Source organism: Bacillus sp. 007/AIA-02/001, from assembly GCF_004634455.1.
Taxonomy (GTDB): Bacteria; Bacillota; Bacilli; order Bacillales; family Bacillaceae_G; genus Bacillus_A; species Bacillus_A cereus.
Map to the genome: position 1 here is coordinate 29,153 of NZ_SEIY01000022.1, position 25,317 is coordinate 54,469.

Sequence of the window (25,317 nt, forward strand, 5' to 3'; positions counted from 1 at the left end):
AATTATCCCTCAAAGAAATAACTTTCTGCTAATTCACGGACAGTCATTTGTTCTGTTTCATCATTAAGTTTTGCAATTATGCTTCGTTCAATCGCTCGCATAACAGGAATATATACACCTAAATCACATGCGTCGATAATACCACGAATACTTGCTGCTTCTTCACTTACACGTCCATCGCGAGCTAAAGGCATAAGGTCGCTTGCAAATGCAACAAACTTTTCAATTGTTGCAACATCATTTAATTTTGATTCTGCTAATAATAGTTCTTTTAATGTATCACCTTGAATGTAAGGAACTTCAATAATAACGAAACGGTTTTTTAACGCTTCATTTAGTTCACTTGTTCCAACGTAACCTTCGTTAATCGCAGCAATTACACGGTATTCGTCATCACCGTATACAACCTCTTGTGTAAATGGGTTTGTAATCATTTTACGGTAATCTAATGCGCCGTGAAGAAGTGGTAACGTTTCAGGTTTTGCCATATTGATTTCGTCAATATATAGGAAGTGACCGTTCTTCATTGCTTTCATAAGAGGACCGTTAACGAATGAAACTTCAGATGCACCATCTTTCGTTTGTAGTGTGTTGTATCCTAAAATACCCTCTACATCTAAGTCGACAGAGCAGTTAATGCTATGCATTGGTTTTTGGAATAAAGAAGAAAGAGTTTCCGCTAGTACTGTTTTACCACTACCAGTCGGTCCTTTTAATAGAATATTCTTGCCAAGAAGAAGTGCTGTAATCGCATCTTCAATAATGCTATTATCAGACGCTTTATATATTTTCGTTCCGATTAAATGTGCATTTTCACCAGCTTCTTGTTTATTCTTTTCATGAATCGTAGAAAGCTGTTGTTTTAAATCAGCATGTATATGAAATTGTTCTAACATGTATTTCCCACCTAACATTATTTTCATAAAGTAATACATCTTATGATAACTTGTTTTAATATGGTATGCAAAGAAAAGGAAGGAGGATAAAGGGAAAAGAAAAAGCAATCAAGATGAAGTTGATTGCCTACAGTAGAGGAGAAATGAGCCTCATGAAAGACTCCAATATGCGTTTTTTTATACTTCTTTTTTGGAAAGAGTTCCATTTAATTTCAGTTGAATGTTTAAAATCTTCTTCAAAATCACGTTTAATGTCGTGAACTGTTTTTGATTCATAAAGCACGCTAATAATTTCGTAATTCAATTCAAAGCTACGTACATCCATGTTCGCTGTTCCAATAGTTGCAATTGTATCATCAACGAGTACAATTTTTGCATGCATAAAACCATCTTTATAACTGTAAATAGAAGCACCAGCTTTTAAAAGCGGAGTGAAATAGGATTGAGATGCTTGATCACTAATGATGCTATCACTTTTACCTGGATATAAAATCCGTACATCTATTCCGGCAATTGCACTTAAGCGTAATAATGTTAAAGTTTCTTGATCTGGAATAAAGTAGGGTGTAGCGATCCAAATGGATTTTTTTGCAGAGCCCATAACAGCTAATAATGTATTACGAATACTTTTATCATCGGAGCTTGGTCCGCTTGCTACGATTTGAACAGCACCTTCTGCATTTGAAATCTCTTTACCTGGGAAGTATTGTCTATTCATGAATTGATCCCAGGAATAAGTATTTAAACCACTAGAGGCATAGAGCCAGTCTTCTAGAAAGATTGCTTGTAATTTATATAATGCTTTTCCTTCTATTTTTAAATGACTATCACGCCAAACAGGAAATTTCTTGGAACGGCCAAGATATTCATCACCGACATTGAGTCCTCCGGTAAAACCAATTTTTCCATCTACAATAACAATTTTTCGATGGTTACGATAATTGACAGTTTCAAGTAACCAAGCTGAAAAAATAGGGTCAAATTCTACAATTTCAATCCCAGCTTCTTTCATAGGTTGCAAAAATCGTCGTCGTAACGTATTACTTCCAAGGCCATCATAAAGGAAGCGTACAATAACACCATCTTTTGCTTTTTGTATTAAAGCATCTCGAACTTTTGTACCAATTTCATCAGATTTATAAATGTAGTATTGAATATGTATATGATGCTTTGCCTGCTCTATAGCTCGCAAAATTTCTGAAAATGTTTGATCTCCGTTTGTTAAAAGTTTTGTAGTTGTTTTATCTGCGGCAGGACCACCTCCAAATTTTTGTATGACTTCTGTTAAATGTATGGAACGTTCATTTAGTGGGACTGTGAGTAATAACTCTAGTCTTCTTCCTTCTAATATTTCACGGAATAATTTTCTTTGTTCTTCTGAACGATGGAGATGTTTTTTTCTTCTCCAGCGGCTGCGTCCGAAAATAGCGTATAAAAGCACACCTATAATAGGAAGAAGTGCTAATACTAAAAACCATGCTAACGTACTTTGTGGAGATCTATTTTCTATAAAAATAACGAATGAAATTCCGACAATTGTGATGGACCATAGAGCACCGACAAATGTATATAACGAAATATACGATGTATTTAATAGGAACAGAACGATAGATACAATTGTAAATATTAATAGTAATTGAACGATAGGCTTCTTCATTTCTATATAATTCCCCTAATCTTTTTTCAATATAGACTTCTTAAATAGAAGATGTAATATGACATCTTTATTATAAGGTGTTTTGCTTTTTTTACAAAATATAGACATTTCACCTATACTTTCCGCATTTGTCCTACATACAGTGTACTATCCCATTTTTTATCCCACTCTTAACGCATATGAAAATGAAAAAATCGAAAAGGAGCGGAGAAACATGAATTATATAGAAAATAATGGATTGTACTATCGAAATCATCATCATGGAGGACACAATCATGGTGGACATCATCACCATGGAGGACACAATCACTATGATCACCATCATCATCACGGGGGCGGATGGGGCTGGGGTGGTGGTAGTTCATGGGGAGGCGGATTTTTCCCTGGAAGCTTTGCAGGAGGAGTGTTAGGCGGACTGACAGCTGGTGCATTAACAGGTGCAACAAGTGGAGGATATTATCCGGCTCCATATCCAGTAGCTTATCCATCACCATACCCTGTAACGTATCCAATGCCATACCCAGGTTATCAGCAAATACCATATTCGTATTAAACTAAAAAAGAGGCTATCCTCTTTTTTAGTTTAATACAGTATTTATTTATAAAATAATTCCAAAGTTAAGGTGGAAATATGTTAATATTTTGTTATTGTAATTCAAAAACATGCACATTAATGTAGATTTTCATATTATTATTTGTGAATAGTTATGTAGTATGATCTAATTTCTATTTCGTTATTAAAAACAAAGAGATCAGATATGAGTGGTATTAGTTGGAAACAAGGCTTGCATAGAGCTACTTAAAAGGATTGCGGTATAATAAGGCGCGAAGTAATTAGAGATATGGGAAGCTACCAGTTATAATTGAAACGGTATAATATTGCTTTTTATTACAAATAATATTATGTTATTTTAATCGGTTTATTTAAAAAGATAATTTATGTAAAGGGCTAGTATTAGAAAATGAAATATCTCTATTTCTATGAAGAGAAACAGGTTGTGTTTTAGTCAGATAGAAGCAAGGAGAGATGCGCATGCTAGAACAGAGAGGTCATGCATTATATGACTCTTCGTTGCGAGATTTAAAGTTAGCATTAGATGAGTCTTCAATTGTTGCAATTACAGATCGAAAAGGTCTTATTACATATGTAAATGATAAATTTTGTGAAATCTCTAAATACAAAAGAGAAGAATTAATTGGAAAAGATCACCGTATTTTAAATTCAGGTCATCATCCGAAAACCTTTTTTCAAAACTTATGGAAACGTATTTTGAATGGGAAAGTATGGACAGGTGAGATTCGGAATCGAGCAAAAGATGGTACATATTATTGGGTCAAAACAACAATTGTTCCATTTTTAAATGAAAAAGGAGAGCCTTACCAGTTTATCGCAATACGAAATGATATTAGTAGTAGAAAAGAAGCGGAACAGAGGTTGCGGCTAAGTGAAAGTCGTTATAGGGAACTTGCCTATCATGATGCTTTAACGAGTTTGCCGAACCGTTTGCAATTAATAACGACCGTTAATAAATTGATTGCAGATAAAAAAGAATTTGGTATGATTTACTTTGATTTGGACCGTTTTAAATTAGTAAATGATACGTTAGGTCATATGATAGGGGACTTACTTTTAAGCGAAGTCGCTTCAAGGTTGCATTATGTACTAGGAGAGAAAGATGTTCTGGCTAGGCTAGGTGGCGACGAATTTGTGCTGTTAACAAAAAATCATAGACAAGATGATATGAGGCAGTTAGCGACATCTGTGTTGTCATGTTTCCAGGCACCATTTATTCTTGAAGGCCATGAAGTATATATTTCAGCTAGTCTAGGACTTTGTTCTTATCCACAAGACGGACAAGACGTGGAAACATTATTGAAAAACTCCGACTTAGCTATGTATAGTGCAAAAGAACAGGGGAGAAATGCTGCATGTTTCTTTACAGATGAGCTACGCGCGAAAATAAATCGTAGAATGAAAGTTGAGTTTGCTTTGCAAAAGGCAATTCGTGATGAAGAGTTAGATGTAGTATTGCAGCCTATTATTGATTTGAAAACGAAGAGATATTCTGGTATAGAAGCTCTAGTACGCTGTATGACAGAAGACGGACCTATTTCACCAAACGAATTTATCCCGGTAGCTGAAGAGTCTGGACTTATTATAAAGCTAGGAGACTGGGTATTAGAAAAATCGTGCCGATTGTTTAAAACATTGCCCAATTATCAAGAAGGACTAAAGTTATCAGTGAATTTATCTATACAACAATTAATGCAGAAACGTTTTATTTTCTCTGTACGTAGCATTTTAAAGAGAACTGGTTTTCCTCCGAACCGTTTAATATTAGAAATAACGGAAAGCATAGCAGTCCGCCATTTTGATTATATTATTGCTACATTACAAGAATTAAGAAATATGGGTGTTTTAATTGCTTTGGATGATTTCGGAACTGGCTATTCTTCCTTATATTATTTAAAACAACTACCACTGGATATTGTAAAAATTGATCGTAATTTTATTCGTGAATTTCATTATGATCACGCACAACCAGAACGAACGATTGTAAAATCCGTTATTGAAATTGCTCATAGTTTAAATTTAGCAGTAGTTGCTGAAGGAGTAGAAACAGTAGAGCAAGAGAGTTTGTTACAATCAATGAGCTGTGATTATGTACAGGGATTTTATTATGCGAAACCTTTATCTGTAGGAGAGCTAAAAGAAAAGTTAATTACAGATTTTTAATAAAAAAGAGAAGCCAGCAGCTTCTCTTTATTTAATCCGTTTTTTGTGAGTCTTTCATTAGTACTGGATAAAGAATAAGACCTAATACGAACAATCCAATTCCTAAGAAGAATGTTTTTAAATCAGCAGTTCCCGTTTTGATAACCCAAATAGAGTATACCAACGCTAATGTCGTAATGATTCCATCTTTTACTCGAGATCCGGGCAGTATATCATACGTTTCTCCTGTAATAACTAATTTTAATTGGTACAAGGTAGAAACAAGGTATGGAATTAAATAGGCTAATGTTGCTACGACGATAGCGAAACTATACGCTTCTGAAACAGTACCAGAAATCGTTGAAAATAAGAAAATTTGCGTCATTACATTTGTAATCAATAGTGATTTTGAAGGACTACCTTTTTTATTTGTTTTCCCGAAAAACTTAGGGAAAAGTCCATTTTTTGCTGCCTGGTAAGGTACTTCTGAACTAACAACAATCCAGCCAACTGTAGATCCAAATAAAGATATAAGAGCGAGTAAGGCCATTATATATGCACCTTTATTTCCAATTGCTAAATTTAATGCATCTACTAACGGTTTTTGAGACTCCTTTAAAGCATCTTGCGGAAGAGCTCCCATTGTAAGTAAAGTAATTGACATGTAAATAAGAAGAGCGATAATTAATCCGAAAATCGTAGCTTTTTTTACATCGCGCTGTGATTTTGCACGGTTAGAAAGCATAACCGCTGATTCAATACCGATAAACGCCCAAAGTGTTGCAATAGCAGCTGAATTGATTTGGCCACCTAACGAGATAGATTGTCCTGCTTCATTCATAAAGGTTTGACCGTCTCCGAAATTAGAAGCATTGAAAATGAATAATGTAATTACAATAAACATTGTAAATCCGATAATTTTTGCAATAGTAGCAAGTAGATTCATATTTCCAGCTCGATCAATATTTTGCGAAAGAATATATTGAATTCCCCATAGCATAAGGCTACATACAAGGAAAGTTAACCCTTTTCCGAGTTCTAGTGAAAATCCGTTTATTGAAAAAAGAATTTGCTTACTTTGTAAAACTGGAAAGAATGTTGATAAATATCCAGCAAAGGAAATAATAACAGATGCTGTTGCAGCCCAGTTAGCAGCCCAATATCCCCATGCCATACTATATCCTGCAACTTTACCAGCTTTTTTTGAAGGGAACATTGCTTGAGCGTAACTTTGTGGTCCAGCTTTTAATTCTGGTTTACGAATCGCTAAATTTCCAAATACAAGTGCAATCATAAATACGCCAAGGCCTGTAATACTCCATGCGAGTGTAGAACCCATTGGACCTGATACTTGTGCTAAATTTGCTGGAAGCATAAATACGCCACCGCCAACCATATTCCCGATAACAAATGCTGTTAAAACCCATAATCCCCATTTTTTCGTTTCCATTTTTGTTAACTCCTTTGTAGTAAGTTTTGCTTAAACATCATTTTTTACTAGCTTTTTGACAATAAAAAAAGAGCCATGTAGATAAAAAAATACCTACATGGCTCTTTTGCCCAAGCGTAGGTACAACGGGAATAACCCTTGTACCTACGCGTAATTTTTCCGCTAGGTTTCAAGGGTTACGTATGATGATGATGTTTTTGTGCAAATGTAACTACAGTTGTTGTATAAGTAAGCATAGTTCTTTGCTCCCTTTCTCCTCTGATTTTGAAGTTAGTATACTACATGTTTTTTTGAATGAAAAGAAAAATATAAAAATTTTTATAAAAATACGTTTTAAAGATTAAATATTTACCTATATTTTTCTTGTACTGGAAAATAAGTGAGAGATTGGCAGAAGAGTGAAGCATGTTATAATACATATAGAATTAGAAGGTGACAAGGGGCTATTGTAGATGATGAGTAAGTATGAACAAATTTATACAGAAATCAGTAAATCTATTGATAATAAACAATTAAAAGAGGGATGCAAAATCCCATCAGAAACAGAATTAATGAAGCAGTATGAGGCAAGCCGAGGCACGGTGAGAAAAGCTGTAGATTTACTGCAAGAGCGTGGATATGTGCAAAAAATTCATGGAAAAGGTGTTTTTGTTTTAAAGCGAAAAAATATTGAATTTAATTTTGGCGGTATTGTAAGTTTTCAAGAAGAAAATGAACGTTTAGGACGTCATTGTATTACAGAAGTTGTGGAAATGGACAAAGAAAAAGCCACAAAAGAAATTGCAAAATTATTAAATGTAAAAGAAAAAACAGAGATTGACCATATTAAACGTGTACGAAATATTGATGGAGAAAAAGTAATTTTAGATATAAATCGTTTTGTATCTGAGTTTGTTCCAGGATTAACGAAAGAAATTGCAACTGCATCGATTTATAAATACATCGAGAAAGAGCTTGGGCTACATATTAGTTATTCGCAGAGGGTAATTGAAGTACAGCCATGTACAGAGGATGACAGAAAGTATTTAGATTTAAATGGAACAGACTATGTTGTCGTTGTGAAAAACTTTACACATTTGTATGATGGAAGTCAGTTTGAATATACAGAATCACGCCACCGTTTAGATATTTTTCACTTTTCGGATGTGGCACGCAGGAAGTAAAGAGGTGGAACAAAATATTGTTTCATCTCTTTTTTTTATAAAAAAAACACAAACTCGTATATACGAGTATTGACTAACTTATATATACGAGTTAATATGTAATTGTAAACGGTATCAAAAAAAGAAAAGAGGGACGGGAATATGGGGAAAGACTATCGTAAAACAGCAGAGGAAGTGTTGCAGTATATTGGTGGGAAAGACAATATTGAACAAGCTGCACATTGTGTGACGAGGCTCCGTATCGCTTTAAAAGATGAAAGTAAAATAGATAATGATAAATTACAGTCTGTTTCATTAGTGAAAGGAGCGTTTCATAACGCTGGTATATTTCAAGTTGTAATTGGTCCAGGAGATGTAGATCGTGTTTACGCTGAATTGATAACGCTTGCGGGTATGAAAGAATCGACTGTAGCTGACGTAAAAGACTCTGGAAATCAGAAGTTAAATCCAGCTCAAAAGTTTGTAAAAATATTTTCAGATGTATTTATGCCGATATTACCAGCGATCGTAACGGCTGGTTTACTAATGGGTATTAACAATCTATTAGGCGCAAAGGACTTATTTTTTGATGGGAAAAATTTATTAGATGTTTATCCGAACTTAGGCGGGCTTTGGGATTTAATTAATATGATGGCCAATACAGCATTCGTATTCTTACCAGCACTTGTCGGGTGGTCAGCAACGAAGCGTTTTGGTGGTAGTCCAATACTAGGGATTGTTATGGGATTAATGCTTGTGCACCCGGCCTTATTAAACGCTTGGGACTATGGAAAAGCAGCGACTGGTTTAGACGGACAAAAGATTGAGTACTTCGATATTTTAGGACTGTTCCAAATTGAAAAGGTAGGGTATCAAGGTCAAATCTTGCCGGTTTTAGTAGCTGCATTTGTGTTAAGTAAAGTAGAAATTTTCTTAAAGAAACATGTACCAAATGCAATTCAATTATTAGTTGTACCAATTACAACAATCGTTGTGACAGGTGTGTTAGCATTAGGAATTATTGGTCCGGTTACACGTCATATTGGAGATTTATTAACAGTAGGATTAGTAGGTGTATATGAAACAGTACCAGTAGTTGGAGCAGTATTATTTGGAGCGTTATATGCACCACTTGTAATTACAGGTATGCATCATATGTTTATTGCAATTGATTTACAATTGATTGCACAACATGGCGGTACATTTATTTGGCCGATGATTGCTCTTTCTAATATTGCGCAAGGTAGTGCGGCACTTGCGATGTTCTGGATTTCTAAAAATCAAAATGATAAAAGTATGGCATCAACATCAGCCATTTCAGCATACTTCGGTATTACAGAACCAGCGATGTTTGGTGTGAATTTACGAAATAAGTTCCCGTTTTATGCAGCGATTATAGGGTCTGCTGTGGCAGCGATATTCATTACATTAAATGGTGTATTAGCACCTGCTATCGGAATTGGGGGATTGCCAGCATTTATTTCTATCATTCCGAAATCGATTCCAATGTTTATTGTCGGAATGATTATTGCAGTTGTAATCCCATTTACTTTAACATGGTTATTTGCAAAAAGAGTGAAACAGAAGTAGGAGGAAGTTAAACATGAAGGATTGGCATAAAAGTGTAGTCTATCAAATTTATCCGAAGAGCTTTAATAGTTATTACAATAGAGAAACCGGTGATATAAAAGGGGTTACAGAGAAACTAGATTATTTAAAAGAACTCGGAGTGGATTATATTTGGTTAACACCGATATACCAATCACCACAAAATGATAATGGATATGATGTAAGTGATTATTACAGCATTGATCCATCTTACGGAACGATGGAAGAGTTTGAAGAACTTTTAGCAGAAGCGAAAGTACGTAACATTGAGATTATGCTGGATATTGTTGTAAATCATAGTTCGACTGAACATAAGTGGTTTAAAGAAGCGAAGGAAGATAAAAATAGTCCATATCGTAATTACTATATTTGGCGTGATGAAAAAAATAATTGGCAGTCTAAGTTTGGTGGATCTGCTTGGAAATATGATGAGAAGACGGAGCAATATTATTTACATTTATTTGATGAAACACAAGCTGATTTAAATTGGGAAAATGAAAAACTTCGTGAAGAAGTATATGATATGATGCGTTTTTGGCTGGATAAAGGGGTAACAGGATTCCGATTAGATGTCATTAACTTAATTTCAAAAGACCAATGCTTTTTAAACGATGAAGGTAGTACTGCGACAAGTGATGGACGCAAGTATTATACAGATGGCCCGCGTGTTCATGAATATTTACAAGAGATGAACCGAAATGTTTTTGCAGGAAAAGATGTCATTACAGTTGGAGAAATGTCATCTACGACAATTGATAATTGTATTAAATATTCTAATCCTGAGCGTAATGAATTAAGCATGACGTTTAGTTTCCATCATTTAAAAGTAGATTATCCGAATGGTGATAAGTGGACGAAAGCAGAGTTTGATTTTATTAAATTAAAAGAGATTATGTCTAACTGGCAAATTGAAATGCAAAAGGGCGGAGGATGGAATGCGTTATTTTGGTGTAATCATGACCAGCCTCGCATCGTGTCACGCTTTGGTGATGATGGAAAGTACCGAAACGAATCTGCAAAAATGTTAGCGACAGCCATGCACATGCTGCAAGGAACGCCTTATATTTATCAAGGGGAAGAAATCGGTATGACGAATCCTAAATTTGAGTCCATCGAGCAATATCGTGATGTAGAATCGTTAAATATATACGATATAAAGCTAAAAGAAGGGCTATCAAAAGAAGAGATTATAGGGATTTTAAAGCAAAAATCTCGTGACAACTCTCGCACTCCGATGCAGTGGAATGAAGAGATGAACAGTGGTTTTACAACAAGTACACCTTGGATTTCAGCGGCTGAAAATTTTAAAGAAATAAACGTAGAGAAGGCATTAGAAGATAAAGAGTCCGTATTTTATCATTATAAAAAGTTAATAGAGCTTAGAAAAACGTATGATGTAATTACAGAAGGAGAATATGCTATTTTGGATAAAAATGATCCTAAAATTTGGGCATATACTCGTACTACAGAAAGTGAAGTACTACTTGTTATAAATAACTTCTATGGAGAAGAAATAACGTATTCAGTACCAGCGCACGTTCAGTTAGATGGAATGAAACAAGAAGTACTACTGTCGAATTATAAAGATGCCAGCAAGGATATTGCAAAACTTAACTTAAGACCATATGAATCAATTGTGTATCGATATACGAAATAAAAAGGTTGTATGCCCGAGCGGCATACAACCTTTTTATTTTAAGACACCACTATACAAAATGCTTACTTCTACTTCAGGTTTGAATTTTACTTTTGCATAATCTTTATTCCAATTTTTTTTCTTCCATAAGTTAGGATGATAAGCGATAAGATGTCTTCCAATACCGAAAGCATCACAATTTGCTTTTTGTAGTTTTCGTGTTATTTTTTTCGCTTCTTTCGTGAGTTGTTTAGAAAGTTCTTTATTTAGTTTTTCTCTATCGTCCATTGTATACATATTATCTCTTGGAGATTCAAGTGCTATAACTTTTAATTGGAGCTTAATGTGAGCATAAACATTTCCTTTTTTATCTGTTGTTATTTTTAAGTCGCGTTTTAATTTTCGATTACTAATTTCCATTGTTAAATAATCAGATGTCTTCTCAGATTCATCACTAGTCAGTTTTTGGGTTATACGGGCACTTGTTCCCATTTTTCCGGTTAATAACACGAATAAAACAGATTGTTGCAAAGGTAAATGCCCAGTTAATTTATCATTGTTAAATAAAGCTAACCCGTTTGTAACTACTTCTTTTCCTTTTATTTTTATAGAAGGAAGGGTAAAGTCTTTACCGGGATCTAACATTTTTGTAGCAGCTGTTTCTAAAGTTTCTTTTGGAAATACACTCATATCTTCTAAGCTTTTCACTTTTTTCTTTAGAAAATCTCCAATTAGTAAATTTCCTATTTTCTTTTTTTCGAGTATCTCCGATGTTTCACCATCTACTGCAATAAGTTTTACTAAAGCAGTTGGGTTTGTTGGGTCTCGAAAGCTGACATCTAAATAGGGGAGTATACCCTTTTTTAGAATTTTGGTTCCGAGTAATTGAACACCATATTTAAAATAGCGAATATTCCCAGTCACATTTTTTTTTAGGGCATCGCCTGTATCCATTATGTTATGCCCGGTTGCTGAATATATTTCATTCTCAAATGAAGATTGCTCTCCGCTTGAACTTTTTACGAGCTCGATTGTTTGCTGGAGTTTATTCTCTTCCGTAATATCAGCTCCAACGCTATAAGCTAAACTTGCCTCCCTTAATGGTTCTTGATCCCAACAGCCAGAAAGGAGGGAACTAGCACATAATATTAAAAGTAATTTAACTCTTTTTGGGAACATACTGTTCTCCTTTCTTCTTTCTTATTATTGAATAAAGTAGAAATAAAAGAGGGAGAACAACGATGAAAATATAGGTGAACTTATCAGTGAAAGTTGAAATTACTTTTAATTCTTCGGGTGTATCTATAAATAAGGCTACACTAAAAGCAATAATACCAACGATTGGAACAGCCTTTTTATGATTAGCAAGGTTGAATATATGTCCAATTCCGATTGAAGCAGCGCAGTAATAACTAGCAATAGAAGCGACAACTGTTATCATCCAAATTGGGATGAAGATTAGGTCCGTTCGATCTATAATTCCAATATGCAAGGAGCGTAATAAGTAAGCAACTGGCTCTGGAATAAGCTCAATTTGCTTTGGACTAAATACGATAAAGCAAATCCAAACGGTAAAAGTATAAAAAAGAGTTACAAATCCATTGGCGATAGAAATGGCCTTCAGTTTTGCAATAGAACTCCCATTTACTTTTGGGAAAGCGATAAGAATAATTTCAAAACCATACATGGCTGTAATTGTTTCCTTGGATGCTTGAATTATATTCCACCATCCGGCTTCTGTAATAGGAAAAATATAAGAGAAATCAGCTCGTGAAAGCCCTAGGGCAATTAAAAGAGCCATTGGAATAATGAGAATAGAGGCCATGACATAAAATCGTACGATGACTTTAAATGTGTTATAAGCTACATAACAACAAGCTACTGTACATAATATGAGAATTGCAGACCACGGAGTTGCGTGTAAAACCCATACTTTAATGACGTTACAAGCATTCAACATAACCGTCATACCGATAAGGGTAAAATAAAAAACATAAGAAAAGCCCAATAGTTTTCCTAACTTATTACCAAATAGCATACAAACACTTTTATACATATCTGCATCAGGAAATCGTTTTAAGAAAAGCCACATAAGTAAAATAATAAGTTGAATGGCAAGCCCCGCGATGAGCGCAGAAATCCAACCACCACCTTTTGCTATCGGATGAAGCCGGTTAGGTAGAGATAGTATACCGACCCCAATTTGGCATTGAATAACGAAAAAGGTAAATTGAACAAGTGAAATTTTACTTTGCGTGTTTGTCACCGTCCTCATCCTCTCTCGTTACATGTTGGCGCTGCATTTTTTTCGGTTTTGGATCATGTGGTCTTTCCCAAAATGACCAAATTGGTAGTCTTATGAAAGAATCTTTCATATCTTTAATCCGCATCGGGGCAACAGGAGAAAGATATGGTGTATGAAATGAATGAAGCTGGCATAAGTGAACGAAAGTTATAATGAGACCGAATGATATTCCTACATATCCGAATATGGCAGCAAGGAGCATTAATGGAAAACGAAGAATCCGAACTGCTGAACTCATATCGTTTGATGGAACGAGAAAAGATGAGATTGCAGTTAAAGCTACAACGATGATCATTGTGTAAGAAACGAGTCCAGCTTTTACAATTGCATCCCCAATTACTAAACCACCTACAATACCGATTGTTTGTCCAACGCGGCTCGGCAAGCGAATACCAGCTTCTCGTAATAACTCGAAAATTAACTCCATTAAGAGAGCTTCAAAAATAGGAGGAAGCGGTACTTTCTCTAATGAAGCTTTAATCGTATACACAAGTTCGAGCGGTAACACATCAGGATGAAAAGCAACAGTTGCAATATATAAAGCTGGTAAGAGAAAGGCAATTAAAAAACTTACTAAGCGAATCATTCGGACGAAAGAACCGACAATCCAACGGTTATTATAATCATCTGGTGATTGATAGAAAGCAAATAACGTAACAGGAACGATGAGCGCTGTTGGATCTCCATCAGATAAAATAGCAACACGCCCTTCCATTAAATTAGCAACAGTTCTATCTGGACGCTCTGTATTTAATTGCTGCGGAAATGGGGAGAAAGACGTATCCTCTATAAATTCTTGTATGTATCCTGGTGGCATAAGTGCATCCGTTTTAATGGTTTCCAATCTTCTTTTCACTTCTATAACTAAATCGTCATTCGCTATATTTTGCATATAAGTAATTGCCACTTTCGTGTGCATTTCTTCACCGAGTGTAAAATACTTAACAACTAAATTTGGACTCTTAATGAGTTTACGAATAGAGGTTAAATTAGTTGCTAGATCCTCTACAAAACCAGTATGTGGACCGCGCACAACTCCTTCATTATCAGGCTCTGCTATATCTCTCTTTAAAGATAAGGTTGTTTCGAAAATACAAAAACTGTCGACGTGTTCATGAAAATATAAGGATTTACCTTGTAATAAAAGTTGTATCCCATAATTTAAATTTGTTTCTTTTTTCATATTTAACGTAGAAAAAGCTTTATCTAAAGATAAATCTGATCGCGTTAATAATGGCTCAAGGACTAACTGATGAATTAGATTTGGATCTGCTAAAGATTCGATATATAAGATTGCTCCTTTTCCGTTTTGAAAAGGGAGATCTAATTTTTTTATATCATCAGAATGAGAAAGTTTATTTTCAATGTAATTAATGTTCTCCGGAAGTGATGGAAACATATGCTTTTGGTTTTTACTCTCTTGTTGTTCTTTTTGCTCTGTCATAATTTCCACCTCTCTTAAAGTGCAATTGTTTCTGTTAATTTTTGTCGTTTGTGAGAAATTTATGCTTGAATTATTTTAAAAAAAGAGGATTGAAGGTTACGTTACATTGTCTTTTGTGCATTATTCAATTTCATAGCAGTACTTCTAACATTTGTGTCGAATTAAGAAGATATATAGGAGGGATACATATGGAAATAGCTGTAGAACGTGTTTTTACGAAAGAGATTTTAAAAAGAGCAGCGAGTTTGTTTCATGTAACAGTGGAAGAAAAGCCACTTGGAGATTTTGAAAATTATATTTTTAAGGCAAAGGGTGATCGTGGCGAAGATTACGTATTGCGTTTAACTCACTCTTCTCATCGCTCCAAAAAAGAGGTAGAGGCCGAACTAGATTTTTTACGATATGTTGCGGAGAACGGGGCAAAGGTAGCAGGACCTCTTTATTCAACGTCTCAAAATCTTGTAGAAGAAATTGGAGCAGAGGATGAAACTTTCTTTTTCGCTTCCTTATTTACATATGCAAAAGGTGAGCAAGTAAAAGGAGAGGAATCGCCTTATTGGGGCGAGCCTCTCTTTGAAGCATGGGGAAAAGCGATTGGGCAACTGCATCGCCTTACAATGGAATATCCTAAAACAGACTATCGTGATACGTGGGAAGAAGACGAGAGTGGGATTGTTAATGAACTAGAAGATGATCAAGTGAAAAAAATCGCTGCGGTATTAATGGATGAGATAAAGGCTCTTTCAATTGAAAGAGAAACGTTCGGCCTTATGCACGGGGATATTCATCCAGGTAATTTTCATTATGATGGTAAAGAGTTAACAATCTTTGATTTTGATGATGCAGCTTATAATTACTTTATACATGATTTAGCGATGGTTCTTTATTACTCTGTTCTATTTACACCGTGGACAGCAGAAGAGAAGACAGATTTTGCTCGTAAACAGTTACAAGTGTTACGAAAAGGATATGAGTATGAGCACAGGCTGGCGGATAGTTGGTATGAATCGTTGCCACTATTTTTACGTTTACGTGATATAGGTTTATATGGAACGCTTCAGAAGAAGTTTAAAGGGAAAGATATGCCTGATAACTTCTTGAAATTATCAGAAGAGCTATACGAAAGAATTATTAAAAGAGAAGCAATTGTGAATATATAATACATTTAGTTCAAAACAAAGTATATAAAACAAATATATACTTTGTTTTTTTATACAAAAATATGTTTACTTTATTAAAATAATATTGTCCTAGATTCGGTATGCACTTATAATTTTATATATATTCTGAATATTCTTTATAAAGAAGGAGGGGGAATGTTGGAAACTTTCGTAAATTGGTTAAATAATATTGTTTGGAGTCCAGCACTTGTTTATTTATGTTTAGGAGTAGGTTTATATTTTTCTATTCGAACGAAGTTTTTACAAGTAAGGCACGTAGGAGAAATGGTGAAGCTGACATTTCAAGGAGAAAAATCAGAGGCTGGTGTTTCTTCATTCCAAGCGTTAGCACTTTCGTTATCAGGACGTGTTGGGACAGGGAATATCGCTGGGGTAGCAACAGCGGTTGCATTCGGTGGACCAGGAGCTGTATTTTGGATGTGGGCAGTAGCCTTTTTAGGGGCAGGATCAGCTTATGTAGAATCAACACTCGCGCAAATATATAAGACGAAACATCAAGGGCAGTTTCGTGGTGGACCTGCTTATTACATCGAAAAAGGTCTAGGAGTTAAATGGTATGCTTTAGTATTCGTTGCAGCGACAATTCTTGCAACAGGACTTTTACTACCAGGTGTGCAAGCAAATAGTATTGCTGTAAGTTTAGAAACGGCTTTTGGTATTAATACTACCGCATCAGGGGCTATATTAGTTGTCGTATTAGCTCTTATCATTTTCGGTGGAGTAAAGCGAATTGTTAACGTAGCGCAAGTTGTCGTACCTTTTATGGCAATAGGCTATATTTTAGTAGCTTGCGTCATTGTTGCTATGAATATTGAAAAATTGCCAGAAGCATTTATGTTAATTATAAGAAGTGCATTTGCATTAGAAGCTGCTTTCGGTGGTATTATCGGTTTAGCAATCTCTTGGGGGGTAAAACGTGGTATTTATTCCAATGAAGCAGGACAAGGGACTGGACCACACGCAGCAGCAGCAGCCGAAGTATCACATCCAGCTAAGCAAGGTTTAGTGCAAGCATTTTCCGTTTACATTGATACATTATTTGTTTGTTCAGCAACAGCATTTATGATGATTATTACAGGCATGTATAACGTATTTGATGCAAGCGGAAAAAACTTTATCGTTAATAAACTAAATGGTGCTCAGCCAGGACCAGGATATACACAGGCGGCGGTAGAATCTGTTTTCCCTGGATTTGGAAACGGTTTCGTTGCAATCTCGTTATTATTCTTCGCGTTTACAACAATTATGGCGTATTACTACATTGCAGAAACGAATATTGCGTACTTAAATCGTGATAAAGACCGTCCTTGGATGTCTATGGTACTAAAGTTTGTATTTTTAGGAGCTGTATTCTATGGATGTATAAAAACAGCAGCAACGGCTTGGGCTTTAGGCGACATTGGGGTAGGAATTATGGCATGGGTAAATATCATTGCGATTTTACTATTACAAAAACCTGCATTAGTCGCATTAAAGGATTATGAAAAACAGAAAAAAGAAGGAAAAGATCCAGTATTCGATCCAAGGCCATTAGGAATTAAAAATGCTGATTTTTGGGAGCATGAATACGGGAAAGATAAGAAAGAAGAAGTATCTTAACAGAATAGAAATGAAGAAGCAAAGGGGAAACTCTTTGCTTTTTTTTATGGACAAATTGAAGCTAAAAGTTATTTTTGGGACTATTTTTGAATATAAAAAGAATGTACATGCATTGTTAGGGGAAGGGGGAGTATGTTGATAGAATTTCGTAATGTAAATAAATATTATGGTAACTTTCAAGTTTTGAAAAATATTAATGTGCAAGTGAAAAAAGGCGAAGTGGTAGTAGTTGTCGGGCCTTCAGGATCAGGAAAAAGTACATTGCTTCGATGTATAAATCAATTAGAGGCAATTACAGATGGAGAATTAATTGTACAAAATACAGAGGTACACAATAAAAAAACGGACATGAATGAATTGCGGCGAAATATTGGGATGGTCTTTCAACATTTTTATTTATATCCACATAAAACGGTTCTTCAAAATATTACATTAGCACCGATTAAAGTAAATAAAGTTTCCAAAGAAGAAGCAGAGAAAACAGCAATGTTTTATTTAGAGAAAGTAGGAATCCCGGAGAAGGCTAACGTATATCCACATCAATTATCCGGAGGACAACAGCAACGGGTGGCAATTGCTAGAGGACTTGCAATGCAGCCGGAAATTATGCTATTCGATGAGCCTACGTCTGCTCTTGATCCAGAGATGATTGGAGAGGTACTTGATGTTATGAAAGCACTGGCTAAAGAAGGGATGACAATGGTCGTTGTCACGCATGAAATGGGATTTGCTAGAGAGGTAGCAGATAGGATCTTATTTATGGATGATGGTCAAATTATTGAAGATACAACACCGGCGCACTTTTTTGCAAACCCTGAACAAGAAAGAGCTCGTTTATTTTTAAGTCGGGTGCTAAATCATTAGAGGAGGAATTTCATGCTTAAAATGAAAAAATTATTTACTTTAATCGTATTTTCATGTTTATTTGTGCTTGTTGTTGCTGGTTGCGGAAGTAAGAAAGATGAGGCAAAGGAAACAAATACGAAGCAAGGCGGGGCTGTTGAGCAAATTAAGAAACGAGGGAAATTAGTAGTTGGGGTGAAGAATGATACGAATTTATTTGGATTAAAAAATCCTTCAACAGGGCAGGTAGAAGGATTCGATGTTGATGTCGCGAAGGCACTTGCGAAAAAGATTCTTGGAGATGAAAAGAAGCTAGAGCTGAAAGAAGTAACGTCTAAAACACGTATTCCAATGCTGAAAAATGGTGATATTGATGCAATTATTGCAACAATGACAATTACGGAAGAACGCAAAAAAGAAGTGGATTTTTCAGATGTATATTTTAAAGCAGGACAATCGTTACTTGTGAAAAAAGGAAGCAATATTAAGAGTGTCGATGATATAAAACAAGGCGTTAAAGTATTAGCTGTAAAAGGGTCAACATCTACAAATAACATTCGTCAAAAGTCACCAGAAGCGACTGTATTAGAGTTTGAAAATTATAGTGAGGCATTTACAGCGTTAAAGGCAGGTAAAGGTGATGTGTTAACGACAGATAATGCGATCCTTTACGGAATGGCAAAACAAGATTCTAATTATGAAGTAGTAGGAAAAATTTTCACAGATGAACCGTATGGAATTGCAGTGCAAAAAGGGGCAGATGATTTAACGAAAGAGATTAATACTTTAATTAAAGACATGAAAGCAAGCGGAGAGTATGACAAATTATATGAGAAATGGATTGGACAAAAACCAGAAAAGTAGATAGTAAAAGTGAGAGGATGAGAGTACTCATCCTCTTCTTGTAAAGAAAGAGGGGAGAATATGTGCCTGATTTTTCTATATTAACGAATAACATTGATATGTATTTAGAAGGATTTAAATATACAGTTATGTCTAGTGTAATTGCATTGATAGGCAGTTTTATTTTAGGAGTAATTTTGGCAGTAATGCGTATTGCACCTATTCGTATTTTAAATTGGATAGGATCAGCTTTTGTGGAGTTTGTAAGAAATATTCCACTCGTATTAATTGCATTTATATTCTATTTTGCTTTACCTGTAATAGGAATTACTTTAAATGGTTTTGTAGCAGGAACAGTTACGCTTACGGTATATACGGCAGCTTTTATTGCAGAAGTAATTCGCGCTGGTATTTTATCAGTTGCGAAAGGGCAGATGGAAGCTGCTCGCTCTTCAGGGCTAACGTATGTGCAGGCGATGTATTATGTTGTCTTACCCCAAGCAGTGAAAATTGTAATTCCCCCTTTAGGAAACCAGTTTCTCAATTTAGTTAAAAACTCCTCAATACTTGGAATTATTGCTGGTGCTGATTTAATGTATCAAGGAGATTTAATTTCAACGAAGACGTTTGTTACGTTTGATGTTTATATATTTGTCGGGATGTTTTATTTAATATTAACAATTCCGCTCAGTATGCTAGTGCGTTATTTAGAAAAACGCTTGGCAAAGGAGGCGGTGTAAATGGATTTCAAGGGAGCAATTACAGGAGATCATATTCTATTTTTATTAAAAGGATTACTTATAACATTAGAGGTAGCGCTCATAGCAATTGTACTTAGTTTTATTATTGGAAGTGTAATCGGTATATTGCGCTACACGAAAATACCTGTCGTCTCACAAATATTAGGAGTTATAGTTGAAGTGATTCGAAACTTACCACTACTGTTAATTATATTTTTCACGTATTTTGCACTTCCAGAAGCAGGCTTGAAATTAGAAATTATAACAGCTGCAATTGTTGCTTTAACAATATTTGAGGCAGCAATGATATCTGAAATTGTTAGAAGTGGTTTATTGTCTATTGAAAAAGGGCAGGTTGAAGCCGCAAGATCTTCGGGATTAACTTATGTGCAAGCGCTTTGGCATATTATTTTGCCACAAGCATTAAGGAGAATGGTTCCGCCGCTTGTCAGTCAATTTATTTCATTGCTGAAGGATACGTCGCTAGCGGTTGTTATATCACTCCCTGAGCTTATGCATAATGCTCAAATTATTAGCGGGCAAAATGTGAATTACATGATTCCAACATTTATATTAGTAGCTTGTATGTACTTTATCGTAAATTATAGTTTATCAATTTTATCGAGAAGATTAGAACTTCGTTGACTCTTACAATATATGTAAGGGTTTTTTCCTTGTTTCTCCTTATTTTCCTCTAAATAGAATCTAAATCTTGCAATAATTCGATTTTTATATTATTTTATCAGAAAAGTTTTAATTTTATATAGAAAATGTAATCGCTTTCGTGTATATTTTTATTATCAGAAAATTTTAACAAGATATAGGGGTATTGGTAGGGGGAGGATTTAGATGCAGCAACCAACGAATGAGAAATTACATCGTACGATGAAGAGTAGACATTTATTTATGATCGCACTTGGTGGTGTAATCGGAACTGGTTTCTTCTTAGGTTCAGGTTACACCATTAATCAGGCTGGACCAGGGGGAGCCATCCTTTCATATTTAGTAGGCGGATTTATTATGTATTTAACAATGCTTTGTCTTGGAGAGTTAACGGTAGCAATGCCAGTTTCAGGTTCTTTCCAAAAGTATGCAACGAAGTTTATTGGACCAGGAACGGGCTTTATGATTGGCTGGTTATACTGGCTTGGCTGGGCAGTAACAGTGGGTCTAGAATTAACGTCAATAGGTTTAATGATGAAAAGATGGTTTCCAAATGTTGATGTTTGGGTATGGTGCCTTGTATTCGGTGTTATTTTATATGCTTCAAACGCAATTTCGGCAAAAAGTTATGCTGAATTAGAATTTTGGTTTTCTAGTATTAAAGTAGTTACCATTCTTGCCTTTGTTGTTCTTGGTGGTAGTGCATTATTAGGGTTTATATCATATGACGGAAAAGAAGCAGCACCTCTTTTCTCTAACTTTGTAAGCGATGGTGGATTATTTCCGAATGGACTAGCTGCCGTATTACTTACGATGATTACAGTTAACTTCTCGTTCCAAGGAACAGAGTTAATCGGGATTGCAGCGGGAGAAAGTGAAAATCCAGAAAAAACAATTCCACGCGCGATCCGTAATACAGTATGGCGCATTATGTTATTCTTCATTTTAACAATGACGATTTTAGTAGGGTTAATTTCTTGGAAAGAAGCTGGCGTAATTGAAAGTCCATTCGTAGTCGTATTTGATAAAATCGGTATTCCGTATGCAGCTGATATTATGAATTTCGTTATTATTACAGCGTTACTATCTGTAGCGAATTCAGGATTATATGCGGCAACTCGTATACTATGGTCACTTGCAAATGAAGGAATGGCACCAAAGTCTTTCCAAAAAGTAAATAAACGTGGTATTCCAATTACAGCGTTAGTTGTAACAATTGCTGTAGCTGCTTTATCTTTATTAACAAGCTTCCTTGCAGAAGATACAGTATACATGTACTTATTATCTATAGCTGGTTTATCAGCTGTTTCAAGTTGGATCATTATTGCTTTATCGCAACTTCGCTTTAGAAGTCAGTATATAAAAGGCGGAGGAAAGTTAGAGGACTTAAAGTATAGAACACCACTATACCCAATCGTTCCAATTTTAGCTTTAATTACAAATAGTATCGTTGTTATTAGTTTAGCGTTTATTCCAGAACAAAGAATGGCGTTATACTGTGGTATTCCATTTATCATTTTCTGCTATATATATTATTATATTAGTAAGAAACGGCAGAAACCGATGAAAGTGGAGATGGAAAAAACAAATGAAACTAACAATCAAACACGATGATATAGAAGCAGATTTATCGTATGGTCAATTAGCGATTGGAAAAGAAAACGGTTATTCACCGTTACAATTACTCGTTTCTTCTATCGCAGGGTGTAGTGCAATTGTCTTTCGAACGATTTTAGAAAAGAAACGTATTCCATACGATACGTTTACAATCGAAACTGAAATTGGTAGAAGTGAAGCGTTATCGAAGCCAGTTGAAAGTGTTCATTTGCACTATAAAATTAAAGCGCAAAATATTACAGAAGAGCAGCTGGACAAGGCGCTGCAACTTGCAGTGAAAAATTGTACGATTGTTCAATCTGTAAAAGATAGTATAAAGGTTACGGAAACAATTGAACTAATAAAATGAAACATAAAAACGTGAGAATACGGCTCTCACGTTTTTATGTTTTTAATAAAGGGGGAAATATGATGGAATGTTTAGGGTGTAAATTAGCAGGCGGAGAGGAAATTATATATATAATATATGAAGATGATTATGTAACTTGCTTTTTAGATCATGCGCCTTTCTACCCAGGACATACTTTAATTGTGCCAAAGCAACATGTTGTAGAAGTAGATGAATTAAATGATGTTGTAGCAAAATCCGTTATGGATGCTTCTAAGCTTATTGCAAAAGCGATTAAGATAGTATATAAACCTGACGGAGTTACAGTTTGTCAAAATGGTGGAGTATTTAACGAGTTAACACATTATCATATGCATGTCGTACCAAGATATAAAGAGCGTTCGTTTGCTGAGTTTTATATGGTACAACCGGGAGAAAAGAAGAATCATAACTTGGAAGAGACAAAGAATTTGTTAAAAGAAGCGATAGAGCATATGCTGCTTACTGAAAAGGCGTAGCGGTCAGGAAAATTCTAATATTAAAAAGCCCAATTTCTCAGTTAAAATAGAGAAATTGGGCTTTTGTTTATTCTATTATTAAATTTTATACATAAAAAGATTTTGCAGTGTCACAAAGTATAGCGCTTATTCGTTATATAGAGTGAGAGGAGGAATTATATGAAAGTTACAAACAACGATTATGAAAAGATGGAAGAGCTATATGAGTTGTATGAACAAAAGATTTATTATGTAGCGTATTCTATTTTAAATAATATTCAACAGGCTGAAGATGCGGTTCAAGAGACGTTTATTACTCTTTATAAGAACTTGGAAAAGCTCCATAGCTTGGCTACTCAAGAGCTTAAACGCTACATTTTGAGGGTCGCGAAAAACAAGGCGATTGATAGTTACCGGAAAAACAAACGACATGAAACATTTTTAGAAGAATATGAAAGAGAATCTGTAGAAGCAGTAGATGAAAATATTGAAGAGTGGGAAAAACGTAAAATGTCTGAGGTTCAAATTGATGCATTGCTAAAAGAGTTAAACGAATCTAATAGACAGGTGTTTAAGTACAAAGTCTTCTATAACTTAACGTATCAAGAAATTTCAAGTGTCATGGGGATAACCGAGGCAAATGTCCGCAAGCAGTTTGAACGCGCTCGAAAACGAGTCCAAAATATGATAGGAGGTATACAACATGACGAATTCAAAGAACTCCAAAGAAATATATGAACTTGCTGAAAAAATTGCTTTAGATGATTTTGATAAACTTGAAGAACAACATGAATTTTCACATACATATACGCGCAAAAAGAAATTGTTTATGGAGGAAATGAAGCCGCAAAATGGACAACCGCTGAAAAAGCGTAAAAGACATCGTATGTTAATCGCTGCTGCTTGCTTATTGATCGGCATGCCGACAACCGTTTTTGGAGCAGTAAAGGTCTATAATATGATTGTTCAAAAACAAAATTATGAAGTAAATATTTCAGTGACAAATAAGGACTCGAAAAAGGCTGATAAGTGGTATAGGCTGAAAATCGATAAATTACCAGAAAATATGGAAGCAATTGATGACTCTGCTATGAAATATTCCTTTAAAGATAACTACGCAATGGGTGGATTTTCATTCGTTCTTTGGAGAGTAGGAGGGAATTCAGATTTTCCAACTCTGTACTCGAAAAATTATGAAGAAAAAGAGATAAATGGTAAGAAGGCAGTAATTGTCCATAGAGAAAATGGTAATAAAGATTTAATGTTTAATAGAGTAATTTTTCTCTATTTTGAGGAAGAAGGAATTATGTTACAAAGTTATATTGGAAATGATATAAACGAAGAACAAATGATAGATGTGCTAGGGAGCATTTCACTTGAGCCCACGTCAAAAGAAAAGTCATCATATATAAGCGATTATGATAAAAAGTATTTTAGCCAAGAAAGTAAAACAACTAAGGTAATTCCTTTGAAGAAGGATAGCAAACGACTATTTCATATAGGGCAAAAGGTTCCAGTAACGATATCTATGGATAACAGTCAAATTGAATATGTGATAGAAAAAGTTGAAGCCTTTGATTCAATCAAAGATTTTAAACAAGAGAACTTTAATGAAATGGGCTTAGGAATACTAAGCAGGAATCAAGCTTTGGATCAAGCTGGACAATTGATACCATATAGAAGAGATAAATATAAAATTGGAAATGGTAAAGATTCAATTGATCAATTAGTAGAATCAAAATTAATTCATCCTAAATTTGTCTACCTGACAACAACAGTGAAAAATATAGGTAAACAGGCGACAGAAGAAATCTATATGACTCCATCTATAAAAGTTCTTGAAGATAAAGGAAATGCATGGCAGTATGCTGGGAAAGATGGAATCGCAGAAAAAAATATTATGACAGGCGAAGTTGATTATTTAGAGCCTCATGGAGATGGAAAAAGCTTTTACAATATTGGCAGTATCACACCAGGAGAAACGGTAAAAGTTAATTTAGGTTATTTTGTAGATGAAGATAAATTAGATTCAATCTTTTTGGATGCTTTCAATTACAGAGGGATTGGTGACACTGAAAATATGAATTCGAAAAATCGTTGGTGGTTTGATATTCGTCAATAATAAAACAATAGGAACAACAGGACAAAGAAG

22 protein-coding genes are annotated in these 25,317 nt (G+C 34.9%); 16 read left to right on the forward strand and 6 right to left on the reverse strand.

The window, feature by feature from the left end; genetic code table 11:
- Nucleotides 1-2: 2 nt before the first annotated feature.
- The gene (locus ES895_RS26030; protein ID WP_000892973.1) at nucleotides 3-896 is read right to left on the reverse strand and encodes an ATP-binding protein; all 894 of its coding nucleotides are present in this window, start codon (nucleotides 894-896) and stop codon (nucleotides 3-5) included.
- 127 nt (nucleotides 897-1,023) lie between these two features.
- Nucleotides 1,024-2,553 carry a cardiolipin synthase gene (locus ES895_RS26035; RefSeq protein ID WP_000743031.1) on the reverse strand — a complete coding sequence of 510 codons (1,530 nt, stop codon included), beginning with the start codon at nucleotides 2,551-2,553 and terminating at the stop codon, nucleotides 1,024-1,026.
- Between the two features lie 214 nt (nucleotides 2,554-2,767).
- On the opposite strand from ES895_RS26035, the gene ES895_RS26040 reads away from it, so the two are divergent.
- Both ES895_RS26040 and ES895_RS26045 read left to right on the forward strand, forming a co-directional pair.
- Nucleotides 2,768-3,106 (forward strand): hypothetical protein, encoded by a 339-nt coding sequence (locus ES895_RS26040; RefSeq protein WP_001106403.1) that lies wholly within the window; start codon nucleotides 2,768-2,770, stop codon nucleotides 3,104-3,106.
- 480 nt (nucleotides 3,107-3,586) lie between these two features.
- Complete coding sequence (locus ES895_RS26045; RefSeq protein ID WP_000893350.1) at nucleotides 3,587-5,290, forward strand: putative bifunctional diguanylate cyclase/phosphodiesterase; 1,704 nt, start codon at nucleotides 3,587-3,589, stop codon at nucleotides 5,288-5,290.
- A gap of 31 nt (nucleotides 5,291-5,321) precedes the next feature.
- Here the strand turns inward: ES895_RS26045 and ES895_RS26050 are convergent, their stop codons facing one another.
- Nucleotides 5,322-6,719: an amino acid permease gene (locus ES895_RS26050; protein WP_000448449.1), complete on the reverse strand. Its 1,398-nt coding sequence runs from the start codon at nucleotides 6,717-6,719 to the stop codon at nucleotides 5,322-5,324.
- 452 nt (nucleotides 6,720-7,171) lie between these two features.
- Here ES895_RS26050 and treR point away from each other — a divergent pair, with 452 nt between their 5' ends.
- The 3 genes from treR (at nucleotide 7,172) to treC (ending at nucleotide 11,126) form a co-directional block, all read left to right on the forward strand.
- Nucleotides 7,172-7,882 (forward strand): trehalose operon repressor, encoded by a 711-nt coding sequence (gene treR / locus ES895_RS26055; RefSeq protein ID WP_135238751.1) that lies wholly within the window; start codon nucleotides 7,172-7,174, stop codon nucleotides 7,880-7,882.
- Nucleotides 7,883-8,023: 141 nt separating this feature from the next.
- Nucleotides 8,024-9,451, forward strand: coding sequence for a PTS system trehalose-specific EIIBC component (gene treP / locus ES895_RS26060; RefSeq protein WP_000513940.1), 1,428 nt, complete (start codon nucleotides 8,024-8,026; stop codon nucleotides 9,449-9,451).
- Between the two features lie 13 nt (nucleotides 9,452-9,464).
- Nucleotides 9,465-11,126: an alpha,alpha-phosphotrehalase gene (gene treC / locus ES895_RS26065; RefSeq protein ID WP_000656144.1), complete on the forward strand. Its 1,662-nt coding sequence runs from the start codon at nucleotides 9,465-9,467 to the stop codon at nucleotides 11,124-11,126.
- A 33-nt stretch (nucleotides 11,127-11,159) separates the two neighbouring features.
- On the opposite strand, the gene ES895_RS26070 is transcribed toward treC, so the two are convergent.
- The 3 genes from ES895_RS26070 to gerKA are packed head-to-tail and all read right to left on the reverse strand — an operon-like array spanning nucleotide 11,160 to nucleotide 14,854.
- Nucleotides 11,160-12,284 (reverse strand): Ger(x)C family spore germination protein, encoded by a 1,125-nt coding sequence (locus ES895_RS26070; RefSeq protein WP_000484126.1) that lies wholly within the window; start codon nucleotides 12,282-12,284, stop codon nucleotides 11,160-11,162.
- Entirely contained in the window at nucleotides 12,265-13,371 is a 1,107-nt protein-coding gene (locus ES895_RS26075) for a GerAB/ArcD/ProY family transporter (protein WP_000185796.1), read from the reverse strand. The genes ES895_RS26070 and ES895_RS26075 overlap by 20 nt, the downstream gene beginning before the upstream one ends.
- Entirely contained in the window at nucleotides 13,352-14,854 is a 1,503-nt protein-coding gene (gene gerKA / locus ES895_RS26080) for a spore germination protein GerKA (RefSeq protein ID WP_000139248.1), read from the reverse strand. The genes ES895_RS26075 and gerKA overlap by 20 nt, the downstream gene beginning before the upstream one ends.
- A 188-nt stretch (nucleotides 14,855-15,042) precedes the next feature.
- On the opposite strand from gerKA, the gene ES895_RS26085 reads away from it, so the two are divergent.
- From ES895_RS26085 to ES895_RS26140, 11 genes are all read left to right on the forward strand, one after another.
- A complete protein-coding gene (locus tag ES895_RS26085; RefSeq protein WP_065704889.1) occupies nucleotides 15,043-16,014 on the forward strand; it encodes a phosphotransferase enzyme family protein in 972 nt (323 codons plus the stop codon).
- 159 nt (nucleotides 16,015-16,173) lie between these two features.
- The gene (locus tag ES895_RS26090; protein ID WP_084065506.1) at nucleotides 16,174-17,634 is read left to right on the forward strand and encodes an alanine/glycine:cation symporter family protein; all 1,461 of its coding nucleotides are present in this window, start codon (nucleotides 16,174-16,176) and stop codon (nucleotides 17,632-17,634) included.
- Nucleotides 17,635-17,766: 132 nt separating this feature from the next.
- Entirely contained in the window at nucleotides 17,767-18,498 is a 732-nt protein-coding gene (locus ES895_RS26100; RefSeq protein WP_050552230.1) for an amino acid ABC transporter ATP-binding protein, read from the forward strand.
- Between the two features lie 12 nt (nucleotides 18,499-18,510).
- Nucleotides 18,511-19,341 carry a glutamine ABC transporter substrate-binding protein GlnH gene (glnH, locus tag ES895_RS26105; protein ID WP_000916491.1) on the forward strand — a complete coding sequence of 277 codons (831 nt, stop codon included), beginning with the start codon at nucleotides 18,511-18,513 and terminating at the stop codon, nucleotides 19,339-19,341.
- A gap of 62 nt (nucleotides 19,342-19,403) precedes the next feature.
- On the forward strand, nucleotides 19,404-20,060 hold the full coding sequence (locus ES895_RS26110) for an amino acid ABC transporter permease (protein WP_001112667.1): 657 nt from the start codon (nucleotides 19,404-19,406) through the stop codon (nucleotides 20,058-20,060).
- Complete coding sequence (locus tag ES895_RS26115; RefSeq protein ID WP_000345955.1) at nucleotides 20,061-20,705, forward strand: amino acid ABC transporter permease; 645 nt, start codon at nucleotides 20,061-20,063, stop codon at nucleotides 20,703-20,705.
- A 204-nt stretch (nucleotides 20,706-20,909) separates the two neighbouring features.
- Nucleotides 20,910-22,337 carry an amino acid permease gene (locus tag ES895_RS26120; protein WP_001187113.1) on the forward strand — a complete coding sequence of 476 codons (1,428 nt, stop codon included), beginning with the start codon at nucleotides 20,910-20,912 and terminating at the stop codon, nucleotides 22,335-22,337.
- Nucleotides 22,312-22,689, forward strand: a complete 378-nt coding sequence (locus ES895_RS26125; RefSeq protein ID WP_000778834.1) for an OsmC family protein — start codon at nucleotides 22,312-22,314, stop codon at nucleotides 22,687-22,689. Before ES895_RS26120 ends, ES895_RS26125 begins: the two co-directional genes overlap by 26 nt.
- A 62-nt stretch (nucleotides 22,690-22,751) precedes the next feature.
- Nucleotides 22,752-23,186, forward strand: a complete 435-nt coding sequence (locus ES895_RS26130) for an HIT family protein (protein ID WP_098619551.1) — start codon at nucleotides 22,752-22,754, stop codon at nucleotides 23,184-23,186.
- Nucleotides 23,187-23,345: 159 nt separating this feature from the next.
- Nucleotides 23,346-23,903 (forward strand): RNA polymerase sigma factor, encoded by a 558-nt coding sequence (locus tag ES895_RS26135; protein WP_000869272.1) that lies wholly within the window; start codon nucleotides 23,346-23,348, stop codon nucleotides 23,901-23,903.
- Nucleotides 23,869-25,287: a DUF4367 domain-containing protein gene (locus ES895_RS26140; protein ID WP_135238753.1), complete on the forward strand. Its 1,419-nt coding sequence runs from the start codon at nucleotides 23,869-23,871 to the stop codon at nucleotides 25,285-25,287. Before ES895_RS26135 ends, ES895_RS26140 begins: the two co-directional genes overlap by 35 nt.
- Nucleotides 25,288-25,317: the final 30 nt, after the last annotated feature.